At 68.1% G+C, this 20,427-nt stretch carries 15 protein-coding genes and 5 pseudogenes; 9 read left to right on the top strand and 11 right to left on the bottom strand.

Annotation, left to right across the window (positions count from 1 at the left end; genetic code table 11):
- Positions 1 to 16 precede the first annotated feature (16 nt).
- On the bottom strand, positions 17 to 1,237 hold the full coding sequence (locus ACQEXA_RS11655; RefSeq protein WP_433129674.1) for an RNA-guided endonuclease InsQ/TnpB family protein: 1,221 nt from the start codon (positions 1,235 to 1,237) through the stop codon (positions 17 to 19).
- Positions 1,238 to 1,293: 56 nt separating this feature from the next.
- Positions 1,294 to 2,742 carry an IS66 family transposase gene (gene tnpC, locus ACQEXA_RS11660; protein WP_432920114.1) on the bottom strand — a complete coding sequence of 483 codons (1,449 nt, stop codon included), beginning with the start codon at positions 2,740 to 2,742 and terminating at the stop codon, positions 1,294 to 1,296.
- A gap of 337 nt (positions 2,743 to 3,079) precedes the next feature.
- Here tnpC and ACQEXA_RS11665 point away from each other — a divergent pair.
- A pseudogene (locus ACQEXA_RS11665) lies at positions 3,080 to 3,407 on the top strand (transposase); the annotation flags it as partial.
- Between the two features lie 298 nt (positions 3,408 to 3,705).
- On the opposite strand, the gene ACQEXA_RS11670 reads toward ACQEXA_RS11665, so the two are convergent.
- The 4 genes from ACQEXA_RS11670 to ACQEXA_RS11685 all read right to left on the bottom strand — a co-directional run bounded on the left by ACQEXA_RS11670 (position 3,706) and on the right by ACQEXA_RS11685 (position 5,839).
- Positions 3,706 to 4,062, bottom strand: coding sequence for an ArsC/Spx/MgsR family protein (locus ACQEXA_RS11670; protein WP_432934939.1), 357 nt, complete (start codon positions 4,060 to 4,062; stop codon positions 3,706 to 3,708).
- 48 nt (positions 4,063 to 4,110) lie between these two features.
- A complete protein-coding gene (folE, locus tag ACQEXA_RS11675; RefSeq protein ID WP_432934938.1) occupies positions 4,111 to 4,767 on the bottom strand; it encodes a GTP cyclohydrolase I FolE in 657 nt (218 codons plus the stop codon).
- Between the two features lies 1 nt (position 4,768).
- Positions 4,769 to 5,218, bottom strand: coding sequence for a hypothetical protein (locus ACQEXA_RS11680; protein WP_432934937.1), 450 nt, complete (start codon positions 5,216 to 5,218; stop codon positions 4,769 to 4,771).
- Positions 5,219 to 5,293: 75 nt separating this feature from the next.
- Entirely contained in the window at positions 5,294 to 5,839 is a 546-nt protein-coding gene (locus ACQEXA_RS11685) for a DUF2231 domain-containing protein (RefSeq protein ID WP_432934936.1), read from the bottom strand.
- 120 nt (positions 5,840 to 5,959) lie between these two features.
- Between ACQEXA_RS11685 and ACQEXA_RS11690 the strand changes: the two genes are divergently transcribed.
- Positions 5,960 to 6,712, top strand: a complete 753-nt coding sequence (locus ACQEXA_RS11690) for a helix-turn-helix transcriptional regulator (protein ID WP_432934935.1) — start codon at positions 5,960 to 5,962, stop codon at positions 6,710 to 6,712.
- A 353-nt stretch (positions 6,713 to 7,065) separates the two neighbouring features.
- Here the strand turns inward: ACQEXA_RS11690 and ACQEXA_RS11695 are convergent.
- The 3 genes and pseudogenes from ACQEXA_RS11695 to ACQEXA_RS11705 form a co-directional block, all read right to left on the bottom strand.
- Positions 7,066 to 7,254 (bottom strand): annotated as a pseudogene (locus ACQEXA_RS11695) (DNA-directed RNA polymerase subunit alpha); the annotation flags it as partial.
- 69 nt (positions 7,255 to 7,323) lie between these two features.
- Complete coding sequence (locus ACQEXA_RS11700; RefSeq protein ID WP_432934934.1) at positions 7,324 to 8,679, bottom strand: MFS transporter; 1,356 nt, start codon at positions 8,677 to 8,679, stop codon at positions 7,324 to 7,326.
- 656 nt (positions 8,680 to 9,335) lie between these two features.
- The gene (locus tag ACQEXA_RS11705) at positions 9,336 to 10,043 is read right to left on the bottom strand and encodes a FadR/GntR family transcriptional regulator (RefSeq protein WP_359393059.1); all 708 of its coding nucleotides are present in this window, start codon (positions 10,041 to 10,043) and stop codon (positions 9,336 to 9,338) included.
- A 164-nt stretch (positions 10,044 to 10,207) separates the two neighbouring features.
- On the opposite strand from ACQEXA_RS11705, the gene ACQEXA_RS11710 reads away from it, so the two are divergent.
- The 7 genes and pseudogenes from ACQEXA_RS11710 to ACQEXA_RS11740 all read left to right on the top strand — a co-directional run bounded on the left by ACQEXA_RS11710 (position 10,208) and on the right by ACQEXA_RS11740 (position 17,483).
- Positions 10,208 to 11,473 (top strand): CaiB/BaiF CoA transferase family protein, encoded by a 1,266-nt coding sequence (locus ACQEXA_RS11710; RefSeq protein ID WP_433129676.1) that lies wholly within the window; start codon positions 10,208 to 10,210, stop codon positions 11,471 to 11,473.
- Positions 11,470 to 12,237: an enoyl-CoA hydratase/isomerase family protein gene (locus ACQEXA_RS11715; protein ID WP_432934932.1), complete on the top strand. Its 768-nt coding sequence runs from the start codon at positions 11,470 to 11,472 to the stop codon at positions 12,235 to 12,237. Before ACQEXA_RS11710 ends, ACQEXA_RS11715 begins: the two co-directional genes overlap by 4 nt.
- A 70-nt stretch (positions 12,238 to 12,307) precedes the next feature.
- A complete protein-coding gene (locus ACQEXA_RS11720; RefSeq protein ID WP_432934931.1) occupies positions 12,308 to 13,636 on the top strand; it encodes an MFS transporter in 1,329 nt (442 codons plus the stop codon).
- A gap of 348 nt (positions 13,637 to 13,984) precedes the next feature.
- Positions 13,985 to 14,255: pseudogene (locus ACQEXA_RS11725) on the top strand (integrase); the annotation flags it as partial.
- A 147-nt stretch (positions 14,256 to 14,402) separates the two neighbouring features.
- Positions 14,403 to 14,830: pseudogene (locus ACQEXA_RS11730) on the top strand (pyridoxamine 5'-phosphate oxidase family protein).
- Positions 14,831 to 15,011: 181 nt separating this feature from the next.
- Positions 15,012 to 16,556, top strand: coding sequence for an FMN-binding glutamate synthase family protein (locus tag ACQEXA_RS11735; protein WP_432934930.1), 1,545 nt, complete (start codon positions 15,012 to 15,014; stop codon positions 16,554 to 16,556).
- 120 nt (positions 16,557 to 16,676) lie between these two features.
- Entirely contained in the window at positions 16,677 to 17,483 is an 807-nt protein-coding gene (locus tag ACQEXA_RS11740; protein WP_433129678.1) for an alpha/beta hydrolase family protein, read from the top strand.
- A gap of 10 nt (positions 17,484 to 17,493) precedes the next feature.
- On the opposite strand, the pseudogene ACQEXA_RS11745 reads toward ACQEXA_RS11740, so the two are convergent.
- Together ACQEXA_RS11745 and ACQEXA_RS11750 are read right to left on the bottom strand one after the other, a co-directional pair.
- Positions 17,494 to 17,586: pseudogene (locus ACQEXA_RS11745) on the bottom strand (IS5/IS1182 family transposase); the annotation flags it as partial.
- A gap of 336 nt (positions 17,587 to 17,922) precedes the next feature.
- Positions 17,923 to 20,349: a hypothetical protein gene (locus ACQEXA_RS11750; RefSeq protein WP_433129680.1), complete on the bottom strand. Its 2,427-nt coding sequence runs from the start codon at positions 20,347 to 20,349 to the stop codon at positions 17,923 to 17,925.
- Between the last annotated feature and the right edge of the window lie 78 nt (positions 20,350 to 20,427).

A 20,427-nucleotide genomic window follows, 5' to 3' on the forward strand; every position in this document is an offset into this window, starting at 1 on the left:
CGTGGGGATTCACGGCTCAGGCCGCCACCTGAGCCGGCGGCTCAGGAGGTCTTACGCCCTCGGCACCGTCCGGGTTCCAACCTGCCCGGACCAGCATCACGCGGGCGGAGTTCTTGTCCCTGGGCGAGACGGCTCCGCACGCGGTGCAGGCATAGGTTCTCATCGAGAGAGGTAGTGCGTGCTTGGTTCTCGCTCCGCACTGCGCGCAGTCCATTGTGGTGTGCGCCGGGTGCACGAGGCGGACGTCCCGTGCGTGCTTGCGCCCCATCTCGACCAGAGCGCGTTTGGTGGCGGCGATGGCGGCATCGGCCGCCTTGCGGGCCATCGTGGTTTTCGCGAGGAACTTCGGGCGAAAGTCCTCCACCGCCACCCCGTCATGATCACGCATCACGGACTTGGCCCACTTGCGGCCGGTGTCCTCCCGCTGCCCCGCGATCTTCTTGTGCAGCTTCGCGGCCTGTGCCTGCGCCTTCCGGTAGCCCTTGGATGCGGGCCGGCCCTTCGGACGCCGGCACCGGGCCATCATCCGCTGGTAGCGGGCGAGCCCCTGCGCGGCCCGCTTGCCGTGCTCGCCATGCGGGAGATCGTAGGCGTCATCCGTGGTGGTGGCCGTCTCCTTCACACCCCAGTCCACACCAAGCACGCGCCCCGTGAGGGCAAGCGGTTCGCTCTGCGCGGGGGCAACGAAGGACACATACCAGTGCCCGAGCGTGTCCTGGTACACGCGCACACTCGACGGGTCGGCCGGAAGAGCCCGCGACCACACCACGCTCACCACGATCTGGCCCGCAAGGTGCAGACGACCGTCCTTGAGGCGGAAACCCCGCTTCGTGTAGTTGAGGCTCGGCCTGGCCTCCCGCTTCTTCTTCCAGCGGGGCATCCCGGCCCGGCGGTGCTGCGGAAGCCCGTCCTTGATGTCCTTCAACGCCTTCGCCCGCGACTTGGCGAAGTCCCCAATCACCTGCTGCTGCGGCACCGACGCACCCTCGGCCAGCCACGGCGTCACCCTGCGGGCCTCGGTCAGCATCTTGTCCAACTGCGCCGGACCACACGTCAGCTTCTCTCCGGACTCCTTGGCTCGCTGGTGGACCTGCTTCGACTTGGCCACACATTCATTCCAGAGCCACCGGCAGCGGTCCCACTCCGCTTCAAGTGCGCGCCGCGCGGTAGCCGACAGGCGCACACGGAAGGAGTACCGGGCATGCCCGGCCCCCTCCGTGGTCGCGTCTGTCGTCATGCATCCGAACCTACCCGGGAGGACTGACACTTGAGACCTCGTGACTGGTTTGGTGGTCAGGCTGGGGTGGGGATCCAGGCGCCTCGGCCGTCGAAGAGTCGGGTGATGGTGTCGAGCAGGTTGCGGCCCTGCTTGGCGGCGGTAGATAGGTAGCCGCGCACGGCGAAGAAGCGCTCGGCTCCGGGTGCCGTGCGCCAGCCGCCGGAGATCTTCTGCTGGATCTTGGCCATCCGGATGGCCTGCTCGCTGGTGTTGTTGTCGAAGGGCACCCGCCAGTCGAAGGCGAACCGGAGCACCTGGTGGCTTTCGGTGTCGAGGCGGTCGAGCAGGTTCGCGGCCTTGTCCCGTTTGCGGCGTGGTTCGCCGGGGGCGCGGGGCGGGTGCAGGGTCCGTCCGGCGGCGATGATCTCCTCGTAGCGGGCGGTGAGGCGTTCGAGGGCGTCGACGGTGAAGCCGGTGGCGTGAGGGTGCGCGGTCTGGATGTTCTTGATCTCGTCCCAGGTGTCCACCAGCAGCGCGGCCAGCTCTTCGGCCCAGTCCTCGGGGTGGCCGGCAGGCGCGTTGTCCACGACGGAGGCCAGTTCGCGCAGGTGGTGGGCATTGCATAGGGCGTGGACCGCGTCGGTGTACGTCTTGTAGGGCTTCCAGCCGTCGTGGACCGCGATGCCGGTGAAGTGCGGTAGGACGCCCATGGCTTCGAACGCCTTCACGCCGCGCTTCGTGTGGACCTGGTAGAGCGTCAGCGAGCGGGTGCAGGCGGTGTGTACCCAGCAGGTGCGCCCCGCGATCCGGGTGCCGGTCTCGTCGAAGCCGACCACCTCGCACTCGATGAGTTGCTGCCGCACGGCCTCGGTGTGCGGGGCGACTGCCTCGGCGGCCTGCCCGGCCCACCCGAGCAGAGTCGCGGTGGCCACATCCGCGTCCAGGCAGTCGGCCAGCAGTTCGGCGCACCGCTCATAGGGCAGGTGCTGGCGAGTGAGCAGGTAGACCGCCAGGCTCTTCAGCCGCGGCCCGTACTGGGCCGGGGCGGCGGGGGCGTCGGAAGGGGTGGCGGCAGCGTTGACCTGCCCGCAGGCGCAGCGGCGGTGTTCGATGCGGTGCTCGGTCACCCGCAGGCGGATCTCGGGCAGGTCGAAGACCTGCCGCCGCTCGATGGAGACTACCTCGGCCCCGGTCAGGTCACCCGCGCAGCCCAGGCAGGCGGTCGGGGAATGGACCTCGATCGCGTCGGGCTCGTCGACCTGCATCAGCGCGCCCCCGGCGCCGCCGCGGGGCTTGCCCGGGCCTCGGCCCGAGGGCTTACGTAGCGACGTCGGCCTCGCCAGCCCGTCGCTGGACGGCGGCTTGGAGGAGTTCTTCGAGTTCATCCCCAGACGCCGCTTCAGCTCACCGTTCTCCGCGCGCAGCTCAGCGATCTCGGCCCGGGCGGCCGTCAGCTCGGCCCTCAACTCGCCAACGAGTGCAATCAGTTCCGCGTAGCTCGGCAGCGGCGGGGTGTCGGACACGAGATCCAATGATCAACGAGTTGGACGCCAAGATCAACTCAGTGCGCCAGGACCACCAAACCAGTTACGAGACCTCTTGATCGCCACGGGCTCGCTCACCTCGTCGCGGGTGGACGGTCTTTCGCCCTGGAGGCGAAACCCCTATTTCCTGTCCTGCTCCGCAGGAGTCCGATTCCTCCCCGGCCTAAAGGCCGGGGCATCCTCGGAGGAACCCGGTGAAGTGGTGTACCGGTTCGACCCGATCCGGGGGTTTGCTCCGGCTTCTGGCTGATGCCCGCATAGATGAACGGCCACCGGCTGATCTTCGAGATGTCGAGTCACGAAGGAGATCAGCGCCATGACCGCGCCAGACAGTGTGCCGCTGCATGTCCTCGCGGAAGACAACCTCGTCGCAGCGAGTCCCGATCTGCTGCGCGCGATGGTCAAAACGTTCGCCGACGCGCTCATGTCTCCGGAGGCCGACGCCCTCTGCAACGCCGAATAGGGGCAGGTCAGCGAGGAGGGAGTCAACCACCGCAACGGCTACCGCCCGCGCGAGGTGGGACAGGAGGGCGGGAACGGTCGAGCTGGCCATCCCCAAGCTGCGGAGCGGGAGTTACTTCCCGCACTGGCTGCTGGAGCGCCGCCGCAGGGCCGAGCAGGAGCTCATCAGTGTGGTGGCCACGCTGCTGCGGACGGTCTACCACTACAACGAACACCGCCCACACCAGGCCCGCAACCAGCCACCACCCGCTACCCGGGAGCAGCCTGCTGCACCAGACGTCGGCGCCCTGCCGTGGTTGACGGGCGCCTGCGGCGGCCGATCGTGTGTGCTGTGACTGTTCTCCGTAGATGGCGGATGTTTGCGATCGCTGGGCAGAGCACCGTAGCGATCACGCGACCTGCGGCTTCGGCAGCACTGACACCGGTTCCAGGCTCAGGTCAGCGAAGGTGGGTTGGATCGTGTGTCCGTATCGTGCTGGGTCAGCGCAGGACTGACCGTACGGCGTCAGGTGATCGGCCCACGACCGCTGTCCCGTCGTCCGCGGTGATGATCGGGCGTTGGATGAGGATGGGCTGGGTGGCCAGGGCTGTGATCCAGCGGTCGCGGTGCGCCGCGTCCCGCGTCCAGGTGTCCATGCCCAGGTCGGCCGCGGCTGGTTCTCCCATCCGGGTGATGTCCCAGGGCTCCAGGTGCAGCCGGTCCAGTACCTGCTCGAGTTCCTCTGTGGTCGGTGGCTGTTCCAGGTAGCGCCGCACTGTGTATTGGGTGCCCTCTGCGTCCAGCAGGGACAGTGCGGAACTGCACTTGGAGCAGGCTGGGTTGATCCAGATTTCCATGCGCTGTGGTCTTCCGAGGTCAGGCCGGGCTGTGCGCGGCGTTGCCGGTCAGGAGGTGGCGCCGGTCAGGGCGAGGAATTCGCTGCGGGAGCGGGAGTCGGAGCGCAGCCGGCCGAGCAGGGTGGAGGTCATGGTGCTGGAGCCGGTGGCCTGGACGCCGCGCAGGGTCATGCAGGAGTGCTCGGCCTCGATCACCACGCCGACGCCCTTGGGCTCCAGGTGGGTCTGCAGCCAGTCGGCGACCTGCTTGGTCAGGCGTTCCTGGACCTGGGGTCGGCAGGCGAAGTGCTCGACGACGCGAGCCAGCTTGGACAGGCCCAGGATGCGGGCGCCGGGCAGATAGCCGACGTGGGCGGTACCGACGAACGGCAGCAGATGGTGCTCACACACCGACCGGACGGGTATGCGGCGGGCAAGGACGAGTTCGTCGTAGCCCTCGTCGTTGGGAAAGGTGGTTAGGTCGAAGTCACGCGGGCTGAACAGTTCGGCATACGCGCGGGCCATCCGGCCCGGTGTGCCGCGCAGGCTTTGGGAGTCGGTGGAGATGCCGAGCGCGGTGAGGAACTGGCCGGCCGCTTCTTCCGCGGCGGCCAGGTCGATACCGGCGGGCTGATGGACGACCCGCAGGGCGGCCCGTGCGGGTGCCGTTGGTTCCTCGTTGTGCAGGTCTATTCGGGCGGCGGTGCGGTGCGGGCGCTCGGTCATGTCAGCTGCCGCCGATTCCCAGGGCAGTGAGCAGGACCAAGACCAGGGTGACCACCGCGAGCAGGCCATGTGCGACCACCACCGCGAGCGGGAAGTGCCGTTCGGCAGGGACGGTCCTTTCGGTTCCCTGAGCCGCGGTGTCGGCCTGCGCCGCGGTGCGGTTGCGGTAGACGGGGATCCAGCGGGCCAGCATCACGAATCCCAGCAGGGCGACCGGCAGGAGCAGACCGAACGCGGTCCAGGCCAGGGCGCTCTTGTCGGCCACGACATAGATGATCCAGACCACCAGTCCGATCGCGGCGAGGGCGAAGTGCCCGAAGACGGCCGGTGCGGGCAGGCGGCTGGTGCCGGTTTGCTGCTGCCGGATGCCGCCGCGTTGGATCCAGGTGCCGAGCATGTAGAAGCCGCCGAGGGCGGTGACCACCCAGGTGATCAGTGCGGCGATGTCCATGGGGAACTCCCAAGTGATGACGATGTCGAAGGCAGCCGGACGGCACCGGCGGCCGTGGAGGGTGGGCGGGCCGGATCACATGGCAGAGCGGGCGTTTCGCTTTCGGTCAGGTGTGTAGCCCTCGGCCTGGGTGCTCTCGTCGGCGACCCGTACGCCGTAGCGGTATGCGAGCTTGCCGCCCAGAAATCCCGAGACGCCCAGGGCCGCCATGCTGAGTGCGGACATGACGAGCCGTCCGAGGCCGACACTCCCGCCGCTGGTGTAGGTGCTGTAGCGCCAGAGGAAGTTGACGGCGTAGGCGGCGGTCACCAGCACGTTCAGCGTCATGTGGACCAGGGCGGTGCGAAAGGCCGGGGTGCCGGGCGAAATCGCGAACAGGTCGAGGAATCCGACCATGGCCGCCAGCAGGGCCCCGATCACGCCTACGGCGATCAGCCACTCCGAGCCCTGGGTCAGGAAGCCCGGACGGTTGACGACGTGAGAAGCGATGTCGAACACCAGGCTGGTCACCCAGGCGCCGATCGGCACGGTCACCAGGATCGGGTGGAAGGGGTGGCCGTACGGGCCGGCGAGCGAGGCGCTGACCGGGCGCTTCGCCTGAAGCTGTGACTCATTGACCATCGCGACCTCCCATAGTTTCGCCAACGTATCTTGGTCTTATTAGGTAGGTGCGTCAAGGTGTGCTGTTCAGACAGCCAAAAGAACTTTTAGGTCTACGTGGGTGGGAGTTATCGTGGTCTGGTGGCTTCTGACTCGACTCCGCCGGCCGACTCGGCCAGCACCGCCATCGATGCCGTCAGCGTCCTGAGCGAGGACTCGCGGCGGCGCATGTTCGTCTTCATCCGGCGTGCGCGCCGGGCCGTGACCCGCGACGAGGCCGCCGCAAGCGTCGGCATTTCCCGCAAGCTGGCCGCCTTCCACCTCGACAAGCTCGTCGACGCCGGCCTGCTGCGCGCCCGCTACGAGACGCCCGGGGGGATTCGGAAGGTCGGCAGGCGGCCGAAGGTGTACGAGCCCTCCGACACCCAGATCACCGTGAACATCCCCGACCGGCGCCACGAACTCCTGGCGGAGTTCCTCCTGGACGCCGTCCTGACCGAGGGCGCCGACGAAAACGCCGCGCAGGCAGCCGTACGGACCGCCGAGCAGCGCGGCCGGCAGATGGGCGAGGCCGCACGGGATGAAACCCGCCCGGGCCGCTTGGGCCCCGAGCGCGGACTGACCGCCTGTGAGCACCTGCTGGAGGAGTACGGCTACGAACCCGTACGGGAAACCCCGACCCGGCTCCGGCTGCGCAACTGCCCCTTCCACCCACTGGCCGCAAAGGCCCCCGACCTCGTGTGCGGCATGAACCAGGCGTTCCTGTCCGGCTACCTGAATGGCCTTGAGGTCAACGGGGTTCAGGCCACCCTGGCCCCCGAGCCCGGGGAATGCTGTGTGCGGCTGGGCCCGAGCGACCCCGATCGTGATGACCAGATGCCCCAGGACCACTGACGCGACGCCGGCCGCCTGCCCCGGGGGCCACCGCCCGGATGCACAACACCGCCCCAGCGGAAGAGTCGGGTGAGGGGCACCCTCTGTGAGGCTGCACGGGGCTCACCCATCACTGGTTGCTCCCACCTGTCCGAGCTCGGGGAAACGCCCGTTCTGGCGTTCCAACCGGAGTATTGCCAGGTTGACCAAGCGCATCCTGAACCGCCCGAGGGAACCGGTAGCGCATCCGATCACCCGTACCGCTCCAGAATGGCTGCATAGGTCTTGACCTGGGACGACGCTCCCCCACACCGATACGACACCATCAGTCCTTGTGCTCGTGCGACTACTCAGCTCGGCCTGGACGAGGACGGCCTGGATCCCGCACACTCTCGGCCGAGCTTGCCCTTGCCGTTGAGCGTGGCGATGACGAGGTCAGGGTTGTGCACCTCGACACCGGCCGGGGGCGCGATGTCGGCGGCGCTGACCAGACCCGGGCCCTGCTTGCGCAGGTACATCACGACCGGCTCGTCGTGCTCCGAGGAGACGACCAGCTGCGGTAGAGCCGCCTGAACTGTGCGGATGAGGTTTTCGGCAAGCGCAGGGTCAAAACCCGTGCCGCCTTGGTCAGGTCAGTGCTCTCCCGGCGACGGCGCGGCGGTGGTACGCGACGGAACCGTCTCATGTGAGGCCGTGACCAACGGCACCTGGCGTGGCATGAGCAGCAGCGCGATCACGGCGACGGCGCAGCAGCCGACGATGTACCAGCTGATTCCCGTGCTGGAGCCGGTGTGCTCGAGGATCGCCGCCGCGATGAGCGGCGCCGGTCCGCCCGCTATCACCGAGGCGAGCTGATACCCGATCCCGGCGCCGCTGTAGCGGACGTTCGTCCCGAATCCCTCGGCGATCAATGCGGCCTGGGGCCCGTACTGAATGTCGTGGAAGACCAGGGAAAGCACGATCGCGAGGAGGACGAGACCGGAGCTGCCCGTGTTGAGCAAGCCGAAGTACGGGAACGCATACAGCCCGGTACACAAGATGCCGATGCCGTAGACCAGGCGCCGCCCGAAACGGTCGGAGAGGTGGCCGAAGAGGGGGACGGTGATCAGCCCAACGGCTGCCGCAATGAGCGTGTCGTTCAGCAGGTCGCCTTTGGAAAGACTGAGCTTCTGGGTGCCGTAGGTGAGCACGAAGGTGATGAAGAGGTAGAAGGGTGCCTGCTCCGACATCCGGACGAAGGCGGAGGTCAGGACCGTGCGCGGCTGGTGCCGCAGCACGCTCCAGACCGGCTGGCGCACCACCACGCGCTCCTGCTTGAGGTCGGTGAAGGCCGGACTCTCCAGCACGCGCAGCCGCACGTAGAGCCCGATGCCGATCAGTACGACGCTGGCGAGGAAGGGTATCCGCCAGCCCCAGCTGTCGAAGCCGCCGCCGGACACGGCGTTCGTCATCTTGACCATGCCGGTCGAGGCGAGAAGACCGAGCGGCACGCCGAGTTGCGGCCAACTCGCCATCAGCCCGCGGCGGCGCTCGTCACCCCATTCCATCGACATCAGGACCGAGCCACCCCACTCACCGCCTACGCCGATGCCCTGGGCGATCCGCAACAGGACCAGCAGTACGGGTGCGGCAAGGCCAATGGAGGCGTAGCCCGGCAGCACGCCGATGAGGAAGGTGCTGACCCCCATCAGGACGAGGGTGGTCACGAGTGTGGACTTGCGACCGATCCGGTCTCCGACGTGCCCGAAGATCGCGGCTCCCAGCGGACGGGCCGCGAAGCCGACGAACTGCGTGCCGAACGAGGCGATGACCCCCGTGTACGCGTCCGCCCCGGGGAAGAACACATGGGGGAAGACCAGAGCGGCGGCGGTGCCGTAGAGGAAGAAGTCGTACCACTCGATCGCGGTGCCCACCGTGCTGGCGACCACGGCGCGGCGGCGGTGTCTGTACGTCGCTTCACGGCTGGCGGAGGACTCAGGTGCGGGCATGACGACTCCCGGAGCAATTGGTTGAACCACTGAACCAATGAACGAATCGCGGTGAGCGTGCTACCCGACTGCGAGCATGTCAAGAGGGTGCGCGGCCTTGGGCGGCGGCGGTACTTCACCAACCGGCCAGCCGCGGCTGCATAAGCACACGCCCCGCGACTACATGGACGGGCAGCCCGCAAGCTGGGTGACTTGGGTGCCTGTCTTGGCCAGGCGGGAGGATCCATCCTGAGCACGCGCCGGGCTCTTCGATGTCACCGTCGCGGTGTGGAGTGAACCAGGGGAACCAGGTTTCCTGCTTCGGCTTACTGCGCCGAGCGCCTCTCCCAGCGCCCGATCCACGCCCTCGCCCTGACCAGGCATCTGGTCACACCTCCCTCGACACCGAGCGGCCCACCGCGCTGGCCGCTCGGCCACCACCTGGGAGATCGGTATGAGCATGGTGGACGCATCGAGGGAGTGGCCGGCGGCGTGGAACGCCGCACACAACCACACCAGTTGCTGACCTGAAGGCTCTGCCGAGGGTGGTCCTTCGGGTGGCGCGTACCTGCCGCCACAGGCCCGTGGCCGGGTCAAGCACGCATCGGCTGGTGAATCGCGCAAGCGCTGCTCATCACGACCGCCGCGTCATCTCTTGGGGCTTGGGCCTCCTCGGCTCAATCCGTGGCCTCTGCCTGCCAGTCCAGCAATTTGACGTGGCCGACGGTCACCACATGGTGGTGCATCGCGTGCGCGGCAGCTTCCTGGTCGCCCGCACGTACGGCCTCGGCAATGCCGCGGTGCTGGTCCAGCGACAGCGCCGGGCGGCCGGGCTGACGCAGTGACTCGGCGCGGCTCTCGGCGATGGGCAACGCGATCTCCGCCATGAAGGCGCCGAGCAGCGGACTGTGGGCGGCCGCGGTGACAGCGGCATGGAAGCGCTTGTCCTCGGAGATGCCGAGTTCGCCGCGGTCGATGGCCTCGGCCATGGCCATCAGGGCCGCATCGATCTCCTGAAGATCCTCGTCAGTGCGGCGTACGGCCGCGAGCGCGGCAAGTTTCGTCTCCAGAGCGTCCCGGGCGTCCAGGACGTCCGGCAGCCGGCGCCGCCGGTCGATCATCGCCTCCAGCGGTTCGGCGTCAAGCCGGTCACGCAGCAGGTACGTGCCGCCACCGTGTCGCACCGCGACCAGGCCCTGCACCTCAAGGGCGACGATGGCCTGCCGGACCGAAGTGCGGCTGACGCCCAGCCGGTCCGCGAGCTCACGCTCCGGGGGCAGATTGTCCCCCGCGTGCAGGTGTTCGCGCTCCACGTACTCCCGCAGTCTGGCGACCACCTGCTCGTAGAGGCGGGGCCGTGCCAGCGGGCGCAGCGACTCAGTCACAGGCGCGTCCCTTCCCGGATGGGGGCCCCCGAACCTCAGAGCTGCCCCTTGACAGCTGTTCAGCCCCGACTGAACACTCTAGCTCACCGGTCCAGTGGTCCAGTGGTCCATCCAATTTAGAACTGCCGAGACCACGCCCTCCCCAGAAAGGCACCCAGTCCGGCATGACATCGACCGAAACACCCGGGTCCCCGCCGCAGAAGCCCCCCAGCACACCTGGTTCCGCCACGACGCCCACCGCTCCCGGCCCCCTGACCGGAATCCGCGTCCTGGATCTCTCACGGATCCTGTCCGGCCCCTTCGCCACCATGGTCCTCGCCGACCTCGGCGCCGACGTCGTCAAGGTCGAGGACACGAAGGACGGCGACGACACCCGCCAGTGGGGCCCGCCGTTCCAGGGCGCCGAGGCCGCCTACTTCCTGGCCGCCAACCGCAACAAGCGCGGTGTGTCCGTCGACCTCAAGACGGATCAGGGCCGCGAGTTCGTGCTGCGCCTCGCAGATCGCGCCGACGTACTCGTGGAGAACTTCCGCCCCGGCACCGCCGACCGCCTCGGGCTCGGCTACCGGGAACTGTCCGCACGCAATCCGCGCCTGGTCTACGCCTCCATATCCGGCTACGGCCAGACCGGCCCCTGGGCCTCACGGCCCGGATACGACGCCATCGCCCAGGCGCAGAGCGGCATGATGAGCATCACCGGCGAACCCTGCGGGCCGCCGCTGCGCCCCGGCATCGCCTCCGCCGACATCGGCGCCGGCATGTGGGCCACCATCGGCATCCTCGCCGCCCTGCTCGCACGCGGAACCGAGGGGCGCGGCCAGCACGTCGACGTCTCACTGCTCGACGGGCAACTGGCCTGGCTCACCTATGTGGCCGGCGGCTACTTCGCCACTGGCCACACCCCCCGTCCCCACGGCTCGGCCCACCCCACGATCGTCCCCTACCAGGCACTGGCCTCCGCCGACGGCCACCTGATGGTCGCCGCCGGAAACGACAAACTGTGGCAGCGCTTCGCCGAAGTGTTGGGCGCCCCAGACCTCGCCGGTGATCCACGCTTCGCCACCAATCCCGACCGGGTCCGCCACCGCGAACAGCTCATTCCTCTGTTGGAGACGGCCCTCGCCCGCCGCAGCACCGCTGAGTGGACCGAAGCACTGGAGGCCGCCGGAGTGCCCTGCGCACCGATCAGCACCGTCGAACAGGCCCTCACGAGCCCGCAGTCAGTGGCACGTGAGATGGTCTCCGTTCTGCAGCACCCGACGGCAGGCCGGCTGTCCGTGGTCGGCTCCCCGCTGAAGCTCAGCGCCACACCGGCCCGCATCCGCACGGCGCCCCCACTGCACGGCCAGCACACCGACGACGTGCTCGCCGAGACCGGTTACAGTCCCGACGAGATCGCCCAGCTGCGCGCCGCGGGAGCCGTGCGATGAGCGGCTCGGGCGCGGTCCGCCTCCGGCGCGACCGCGACATCGCCACCGTACGGGTCGGCACCGGCCGCCGGGGCAACGCGCTGGCCACCCGCGACTGGGATGCGCTGGCCGCGCTGTTCGAGGACCTGGCCGACGACCGCACCCTGCGCGCCGTGATCCTGTCCGGCGCCGGTTCCACCTTCTTCAGTGCCGGCTCCGACATGCGCGAATGGCTCTCGGCCGACCCCGCCGACATCGACGCCAGTTTCGCCTCAATGGAGAACGCGCTGACCGCCGTCGAACGCCTACCGGTCCCCGTCATCGCCGGCATCCATGGCACCGCCGCCGGCGCGGGCTGCCAGCTCGCCTGCGCCTGCGATCTGCGGATCGTCGCCGACAACGCGCAGCTCGGCATGCCCATCGCCCGCTGGGGCATCCTCGTACCGCCCGCCTTCGCCGCCCGCATCGCCCTCCTCACGGGCCCCGCTACGGCCCGCGACCTGCTGTTCACCGGACGTCTCGTCGACGGCCCCGAAGCCCTACGACTCGGGCTGGCCACCGCTTGTGTGCCCGAAGTCGAACTGGACGACACGATCACCACCCTCGTCGCCTCGATCACTGCCCACCCCCTGGCGGCGATCCGAGCGGCGAAACGCTCCATCGACACCCTCCTGGAGCCCGTCAGGGACCGGCTGCGCAAGGCATCAGCAGGGCCGGCCGCCGACTACGCCAGCATGCAAGCCGGGCTCAGCTCGTTCCTCTCCCACGTCACCCACGCCGGCTGACCTGCGACGGACCGCAGATCACCGACCCCCGTCCCCACACCCTCACCATCCGAGCCGAAACGAGGTCCCTGTGACGGTCAACGAGCAATCAGCCACGAGACCCCCAGCGGTCACACGCATTCCGGACACCACTGCCGAACGCCTCACCAAGGCCCAGCGCCATGCCTTCTGGGGCTCCTTCAGCGGCTGGGCCATGGACGGCTTCAGCTGGACGATCCCCGGGCTTGTCCTCGTCCCCGCCCTGTCCGTACTGCTGCCCACGGGAGGCATATCCGCCGACCCTGAGAACATCGGCTGGTACGGACAGATCAGCGCCGCCGTCTTCCTCCTCGGCTGGGGCTTCGCCTTCATCTGGGGACCCATCGCCGACCGGTTCGGCCGTAAGCCCGCCATGATGGCCTCCATCCTCATGTACGGGGTCTTCACCGCCCTGGCCGGCATCTCCACCGACCTCTGGGAGTGGAACGCCTTCCGCTTCCTGGCCGCCATCGGGATCGGCGGTGAGTGGGCCATGGCCGGCACCCTGCTCGCCGAGGTCATACCCGAACGTGTCCGGGAACGATTCGGCGGCCTGATGCACTCGGCCGCCTATTTCGGCGTACTGGCGATCTCCATCGTCTACCTCCTGTTCGGATCCGAACTCGGCTGGCGCGGCATGTTCTTCGTCGGCGGCATCCCCGCATTCGCCGTCTTCCTCATCCGCCGAACCACCCCCGAGCCCCCGCGCTGGCAGGACCGCTCCGCCAAACTCGTTCAGCAGTCCTTCTGGCAGCCTGTCAAGGAGGTGCTCTCCGGCGAGTACCGCAGCCGCACCGTCGGCAACCTGCTGCTCCTGGTGGTCTGTGTCATCGGTCTGTGGGCCGGCTCCACCTACGTTCCCGCCGCCATGAACACCCTGAGCGCACAGGCCGGTTACGACCACGACACCACCGTGCGCCTGGCCAGCCTGTCCTCGATGACGGTGGCCGTCTTCACCATCCTCGGCTGCTTCGTGGTACCCCGCCTCGCCGCACGTGCCGGCCGCCGCGGCGCGCTGGCCACGCTCTTCGCACTGATGATCGTGGGCATTGTCGGCGCGTATGGCCTGGCCTACCCCCTGCACTCCATCGGCCTGACCTTCGCGTTCCTGCCCGTCCTCGGCCTCGGTGGTGCCAGCTTCGCGGTGTTCACCATCTGGCTGCCCGAGCAGTACCCCACCCGGATGCGGGCCACCGCCTTCGCGTTCACCACTACCTTCTCCCGGTGGGTCGCCGCCGGAGGAACGTTCCTCATCGGCTATGGCATCCACGCGACCGGCTCACTCACCGTCCCGCTCAGTCTCACCGCGGTCGTCTTCGCCATTGGCATCGGTGTCGTGCGGCTGGCCCCGGAAACGCGCGGCGCACCCCTTCCCGACTGATCCGTCGCGGTCTTGGGCGGGACCAGATCGCTGGTGGGGGTCCCGCCCAGGCCACGACGAGAGCACGCGGGTGCCGTGCTGCCGTCGCTGCTCACCTTGTCAGCGCAATGGTGTGAGAGCTGACCCGACGGCGAAGTGACAGCGCATACCCAAGGGCTGATTGCATGGCACGAGGGGTGGGGACATCGGGAACACGATGCCCCACCCTTCACTCGCTTCTCAGCTCGGCCCGCTGAGATGAACAGTCTCACACCGCAGGGCTGGCGAGTTCGAGGTCGGGAACGCTGTGCTGCGCTTGAGCGGCGGGTGCTCGGGCGTAGCGCGCATCGCCTCGTGGACGGCGGAGGGTATGTCTTCGTGGTCATTGAGCACTCCACCCGGCGCATCCGGATCCTGGGCATCACCGCACACCCCACCGCGCGTGGGTGGTACAGCTTGGAAGCAATCTCCTCATGGACCTGGAGGACGCGGGCAACAGGGCCGGCTTCCTCATCCGTGACCGCGACTCAAGGTTCACGCCGCAATCGATGCCGTGCTCGTGGACGCCGGGTTCAAGGTTGTCATCACGGACATCTGGGTGCCGCGAATGAACTCCACGCGGAACGTCTGCCGCCGGCAGCCGAGCACCGGACAACGAGGTCCATCACGCTTCGTTTACCGACGATTACGGAATGGAGCCAAATCCCTGACCGCACGCGAATGATATGGGTGTGGCCATGGCCACTTTCGGACAGTAGGGACATCGTTCGTGATTAGGCTTTCGGTCATGCACACCGAGATACTTCGCAAAGGAACTGGCTGCCTGGAGTTCTGGAGTGAGTACCACCCGTGAACTCTGACCACACTTCGACCAGACTGCCGCCCACATGTCGTACCCGTCGGGGTCACCTTGAACGCCGACGCCGGCATCGCTCGGATTGCCACTCGCCAATCCAGCAGAAAAGTCTCCGACGTCCACGCAGCGCTCCCGGGAAGGCGCGCGTCGCCGTATGCCAAGTGGCCGGAGGACGCTGGGCGACTCTGGAGGGCACGACCGAAGTGCGCACGGACGCAACCACAGTGGGCGACGCTGTGACGCGATACGAGCGAACGCCGATCCCGGACCCGGAGCGCGTGGTCATAGAGATCACAATCGACCGAGTTATGGGCCTTGTCGATGTGCCCAAGCCCGAGGCCGCGAGCGCCGCAGCCTAAGAGTTCGCGCATATAGGCGCAGTGGGGGACTCCGGCAGCAGCATGGGCACAGGCCTTGGCGTTTCGCATTCTTCGATGGACGCTGACGCCCACTTGGTCGTACCCGCCACCCAATGCCCAACACGACACGACGACGTCCACCGCATGGCGATGGAGTCGAGCTTCGAGGAGAGGAACGTTTATGCGCGTCCGGAGCATCGGCGCGGCCACCGCAACAGCATTGGCGCTGTTGGCCGCCCGCGACCTCATCCAGAAGAAGCACGCACTGCTCCGGAACTTCCCGGTCATCGGGCACGCCCGATACCTGTTGGAGACGATCGGACCGGAGCTGCGGCAGTACGTCGTGACCTCCAACGAGGAGGAGCGCCCGTTCAGTCGTGACCAGCGCACCTGGATCTATGCGTCGGCGAAGGAGGAGAACAACTACTTCGGGTTCGGAACCGACGTCGACGTCGAGCACGTGCAGGGGCACGCCTACCTCAAGCAGCGCACGTTCGCCGACACTCTGCCCGACGCCCACGACCCGCAGGCCCCGCTGCCCTCGGCCAAGGTGCTGGGCGGCCCGCGCGGGCGCGCCAAGGCGTTCCGGCCGGCGAGCGTGGTGAACATCTCGGCGATGAGCTTCGGATCCCTCTCCGGCGCGGCGATCACGGCGCTCAACAAAGGGGCGGCGCTGGCGGGCACGATGCACAACACGGGCGAGGGCGGCCTCTCGCCGTACCACCGCAACGGCGGCGACCTCGTCCTTCAGATCGGGACGGCGTACTTCGGTTGCCGCAACGAGGACGGCAGCTTCAACCTTGACAAGCTCAAGGATGTGGTAGCCGGCGCCCCGGTCAAGGCGATAGAGATCAAGCTCTCCCAGGGCGCCAAGCCAGGGCTGGGCGGGTTGCTGCCGGGCGCGAAGGTGACCCCGGAGATCGCCGAGATCCGCGGCATCCCGGTCGGCAAGGACTGCGCCTCCCCGTCGCGGCACACCGCGTTCGGCGACGTCGACTCGATGCTCGACTTCGTCGAGCTGCTCGCCACCGAGACCGGTCTGCCGGTCGGGGTCAAGAGCGCGGTGGGAGAGATGGCCTTCTGGCAGGAGCTGGCCACGCTGATGGCGCGCGGTGACCGTGGTGTCGACTTCGTGACCGTCGACGGCGGCGAGGGCGGCACCGGAGCGGCGCCGCTGATCTTCACCGACTCGGTGTCCCTGCCGTTCCGGATGGGCTTCTCCCGGGTCTACGGCGCCTTCGCCGAGCTGGGGCTGACCGATGAGCTGACCTTCATCGGCTCCGGCAAGCTCGGCCTGCCCGAGAACGCCGCGGTCGCCTTCGCTCTGGGTGCCGACATGATCAACGTGGCCCGTGAGGCGATGCTGTCGATCGGCTGCATCCAGTCGCAGAAGTGCCACACCGACAAGTGCCCCACCGGCATCGCCACCCAGAATCCATGGCTGGCCCGCGGCATCGACCCGACCTCGAAGGCCACCCGGGCCGCTGTCTACCTGCGCACCCTGCGCAAGGAGCTGCTCAAGGTCTCGTCGGCCATCGGCGTCGCCCACCCGGGACTCATCACAGCCGCCGACATCGAGATCATGAACGGCGACTACGAGGCCCGCACCCTGGCCGGCGTCTACGGCTACAAGGACGGCTGGGGCGAACTCGGCCCGCACCTCGCCGATGAGATCACCACGCTGCTCACCACCCAGCGGACCGCCGTCCACAAGCCGGCCCTCTGACGCGCCGACAGCGACCGGCACCACACTCGCAGCTCTCCTGCTCGGAGCGCGCGCCTGGCACCACCCCGTGTCGCCCTCACGTCCCTACCCCACGAACAGTCCATGCCGGGTGATCACAACATGACTGAAGAAGTGAGATTCAAGAGCGTCGTCGGCCCCGAACTGGCCGGGTCGATCGACCTGCCCGAAGGCGAGATCCGGGGCTGGGGAATCTTCGTCCACGGATTCACACTCGGCAAGAACTCACCGGCCGCCTCGCGCGTCTGCAAGCAGCTGGCACGCGAGGGGATCGGGATGCTGCGCTACGACAACCTCGGGATCGGAGACTCCGACGGCGACTGGGGGGACGGTTCCTTCACCATCAAGGTCCAGGACACGGTCCGTGCGGCAACTCTGATGACGGAGCGAGGAACTCCAGCAGACCTCCTGGTCGGGCACTCCTGGGGAGGCGCCGCCGCCATCGCCGCAGCGGCCGAGGCAACCGGCGTCCGCGCGGTCGCCACGATCGGGGCACCTGTCGACCCCAGCCACGTCGAGGGACAGTACGACGCGGTCGTGGATCGCGTTCTCAGTGAAGGGTCGCACGAGTGGTTCGTCGGCGGGAGGACCCTGGTCCTCAAACGTGCCTTCGTCGACGACGTCCGTCATGCTCACCTGCGTGACCGGATACGCGAGTTGCACGTTCCGCTACTCGTCCTGCATTCGCCTACCGACAACACCGTCGACATCGCCAATGCCGCGGAGATCTTCCTCGAGGCACGACACCCGCGAAGCTTCGTCTCGCTCGAAGGAGCAGATCATCTCCTGACCGCACGAGGACAAGCGCAGCGAGCCGCCCACATCGTCAGCGCCTGGGCCGACCAGTACATCCACAGGCCCCGGCCCGGAGGAAAGACCCCTCCGATGATGGAGGGACCGCGCGGATAGGCGTGTGGTCAGGGTCGGCGGTCGGGTGTTCGTCCCGGAGGTGAGTCGTCCATGCGTGCCGGATCAGGCTGCGCACGGTGATGATCGTGTCGTCACAGTCGAAGACGGTAGAAGGCGCCATGCCAGGCGTGGGTGCTGTAGGACTCTGTCGCCCGATTCACGGATGGCGTGTGCGTGTCTTCCCGCGGAGCCTGGGGTCGAGGTGGAGGTCGGCGAAGTGGGTGCGGCGGGTAGGACCGACGGGGCGCCCGGTGAGGCGTAGGTGTCCGCTCGTCGCGCCGGCGTTGGAGCGGTTCGCGGGTGCAGGCCGCGATCGACGGGGCGGATCGCACGCTTGCGAGGCTTGTGGATGCCCACCGCCCGAAGGCTGAGCGTGCGCAGCCCGGCCGGGTCGCTTCATCGGCCGGGCCGGGCTGGTGGCACCGAGGAGAGCCGAGGGTCAGGACGCGCTGCGGTAGGTGTTGGTGGCCCAGAGCGCGCCGCCGGCCGTCGGGCCGCCGCCGCTCTTGTAGACCACCAGGTTGCCGTCGTTCTGCATGACCGCGTAGGCACCGGTATGGCCGTAGGTGCGGGTGCTCCAGAGTGCTCCGCCCGCGCTGGGGCCGCCGCCCTTGCGGTAGACGACGAGGTTTCCGTCACGCTGCATGACCGCGTAGGCACCGGGGTGCCCGGAGGTCCTGGTGGACCAGATGGCCGCGCTGTCCCGTTTGCGATACATGATGAGATTGCCGTTGTTCTGCATCACCAGGAAGGTGCGCTGCCCCTGCGTCCACCAGGCGGCCTGCAACGTCTGGCCGGGGCGGATGGTCTGCGAGTGCGCGTATGTACCGCTGGCCCACAGCGTGTCGGTCGAGGAAGTGCCGGCCTGGCGGTAGACGACGAGGTTCCCGTCGTCCTGGAGGTCGGCGTACGCACCGGGGTGGCCGTAGGTGTGTGTGGACCACAGCGCACCGCCGGTCGCCGCGCCGCCGCTTTGGCTGTAGACCACCAGGTTGCCGTCGTTCTGCATGACCGCGTAAGCGCCGGTATGGCCGGAGGTGCCGCTGGACCACACCGCCGGCGGCCTGCTGCCACCAGACTTGAGGTAAGCCACCAGGTTGCCGTCGGTCTGCATGACCAGACGCATGCTGCTGCTCGTGATGCTCTGTCCCGGATTCAGGCGCTGGCCCGGCAGCATGAGGTGTCCGGACGCTGTGGAGGCGGGGATGTGCGGGTCGACGATGTGGATGTCGTCCTGCGCGTCGAGGTAGGCGATCCCGCCACCGCTGTACCTGTCCACCGCCCACGTCTCACGCCGGTCGTCGGCGAGGTGACCGGCCGGTAGATCGGCCAGTTCGCTGGTGACGGCCTTGCCGGTGTGGACGTCGGTCAACTCCAGTTTCCCGGCGGTCCTGTCGTGCTCGACGACGTAGCCGTCGCCGAGTTGCGCGGGCCCTGAGGACGGGACGGAGACCTCGGTGTGCTTCGTCAGGTCGTAGACGCCCGCCGGGCCGGAGGAACCGCACGACCAGTAGATCCACCGGCCGGCGGCGGCCTGCAGCTCACTGGGGACGCATGGAGCACCGGTGTCGACGGTACGTGTCGTCTTCCGGCTCGTCAGTTCGATGGCGCTGATCGATCCGGCGGTGGGATTCGCGACCCACAGAGTGGACTCCGACAGGGCCGCCGCAGTGACCGCGCGCGTGAACAGCACCTTCGAGGTGCTGCTCAACGTGGTGTCACCGATGTACTGCTCCCCGGTAGAGCTGCTGTCGTAGACGACATACCGGCCGTCAGAGTCGACGAGCGTGCCACCCGTCGTGCCGGGAGTCACCTCGGAGAACGTAGTGCTGCCCTGGACCGCCACCTGGTCCCCGCCCACCAGCTGCGCGATGCGGCCGTCACCGGTACCAATCTGCGGATTGCAGTAATCGGCCGAGGCGCAGTCGCTCGGCTGGTGGGCTGTCCCGAGAGCCGTGTGCGCCCCGTACGCCGGCGAGCCTCCGAGCTCGATCGTCCTCGTGAACACGTCCCCGCCCGGGTCCCCGCCGTTTTCGATCGTGGCGAGTTGGCCGCCCGCCAGGGATATTCCACCGATGGATGCGGCACCGGCTGGATCGGGGTACACAACGGTCTGCGTCGGCGCTCCATCCGGGACCGATGTCACCCGGCGGACGCCCCAGTCGGTCTCCGAAGAACCGCCCAGCGCGAGAGCGCCATTGGCTCCGGGAACGAGCGTGTCCGTCCGCACATGGTCGATGACCAGGGTCGGGGTTCCACCGGTGAGCGGCATCTCGTACAGGGCGCCGCCCAGCTTCTCGTCGGTCGGGCCCGGGTAGCTGCCCCATTCGTAGGTGATCAGCAGCCTGTCGCCGACGATGGCGAGTTGACGCACATCCATGAGCCTCGTCTTGGATGCGGGGCTGGTGGTCAGGGGAATCTGGACGGTGGTCTCGGACCCGGTGACGTCGGATCGTGACAGCAGATGAAGACTCGTTTGGCCTGCCAGATACCACCCGACGTACTTGTCTGTCAGCACCCCGTCGGCATCACGGGGCACGGAGCCGAACACCTGGTGGACCTGACCGCTCGCCAGGTCCACCAGGCCGAGCCTCCAGCTGGTGGAGTCGTAGTACTTCATCAGCACGGCGTTCGCGTCACCTGCCATCACAGACGCGTCCGTCAGGCCGGTGACAGGGGTGTCCGTCAGCGGCCCGCTCGCCATGCTGAGGACGTGCAGGGAAACGGTACCGTCCGCGGCCTTGGAGGAAGTGAGGACATGTGACCCGAAAGTACCCACGTAGATCTGGCCGGTGGGAAAGGTCATCGTGTTCGTCGTACCCGCGTCCATGTCCTGAAGCTGAACACCGACGCGGGGGTTGATCACAGTGGCCACGATGTCCGAACCCGCTCCCGATCCCCCGGGAAACGAGTAATGAGTCCCGGGCACGGAAATGTCGGGACC

The organism is Streptomyces sp. CA-106110 (assembly GCF_050936285.1).
Taxonomy (GTDB): Bacteria; Actinomycetota; Actinomycetes; order Streptomycetales; family Streptomycetaceae; genus Streptomyces.

Coding starts and splice junctions, on each gene's coding strand:
- ACQEXA_RS11685 (WP_432934936.1), bottom strand. CDS start 5,839: ATGGTCAATGAGTCACAGCTTCAGGCGAAGCGCCCGGTCAGCGCCTCG.
- ACQEXA_RS11715 (WP_432934932.1), top strand. CDS start 11,470: ATGAGCGGCTCGGGCGCGGTCCGCCTCCGGCGCGACCGCGACATCGCC.
- folE (WP_432934938.1), bottom strand. CDS start 4,767: ATGACCGAGCGCCCGCACCGCACCGCCGCCCGAATAGACCTGCACAAC.
- ACQEXA_RS11700 (WP_432934934.1), bottom strand. CDS start 8,679: ATGCCCGCACCTGAGTCCTCCGCCAGCCGTGAAGCGACGTACAGACAC.
- ACQEXA_RS11670 (WP_432934939.1), bottom strand. CDS start 4,062: ATGGAAATCTGGATCAACCCAGCCTGCTCCAAGTGCAGTTCCGCACTG.
- ACQEXA_RS11740 (WP_433129678.1), top strand. CDS start 16,677: ATGACTGAAGAAGTGAGATTCAAGAGCGTCGTCGGCCCCGAACTGGCC.
- ACQEXA_RS11735 (WP_432934930.1), top strand. CDS start 15,012: ATGCGCGTCCGGAGCATCGGCGCGGCCACCGCAACAGCATTGGCGCTG.
- ACQEXA_RS11655 (WP_433129674.1), bottom strand. CDS start 1,237: ATGACGACAGACGCGACCACGGAGGGGGCCGGGCATGCCCGGTACTCC.
- ACQEXA_RS11710 (WP_433129676.1), top strand. CDS start 10,208: ATGACATCGACCGAAACACCCGGGTCCCCGCCGCAGAAGCCCCCCAGC.
- ACQEXA_RS11680 (WP_432934937.1), bottom strand. CDS start 5,218: ATGGACATCGCCGCACTGATCACCTGGGTGGTCACCGCCCTCGGCGGC.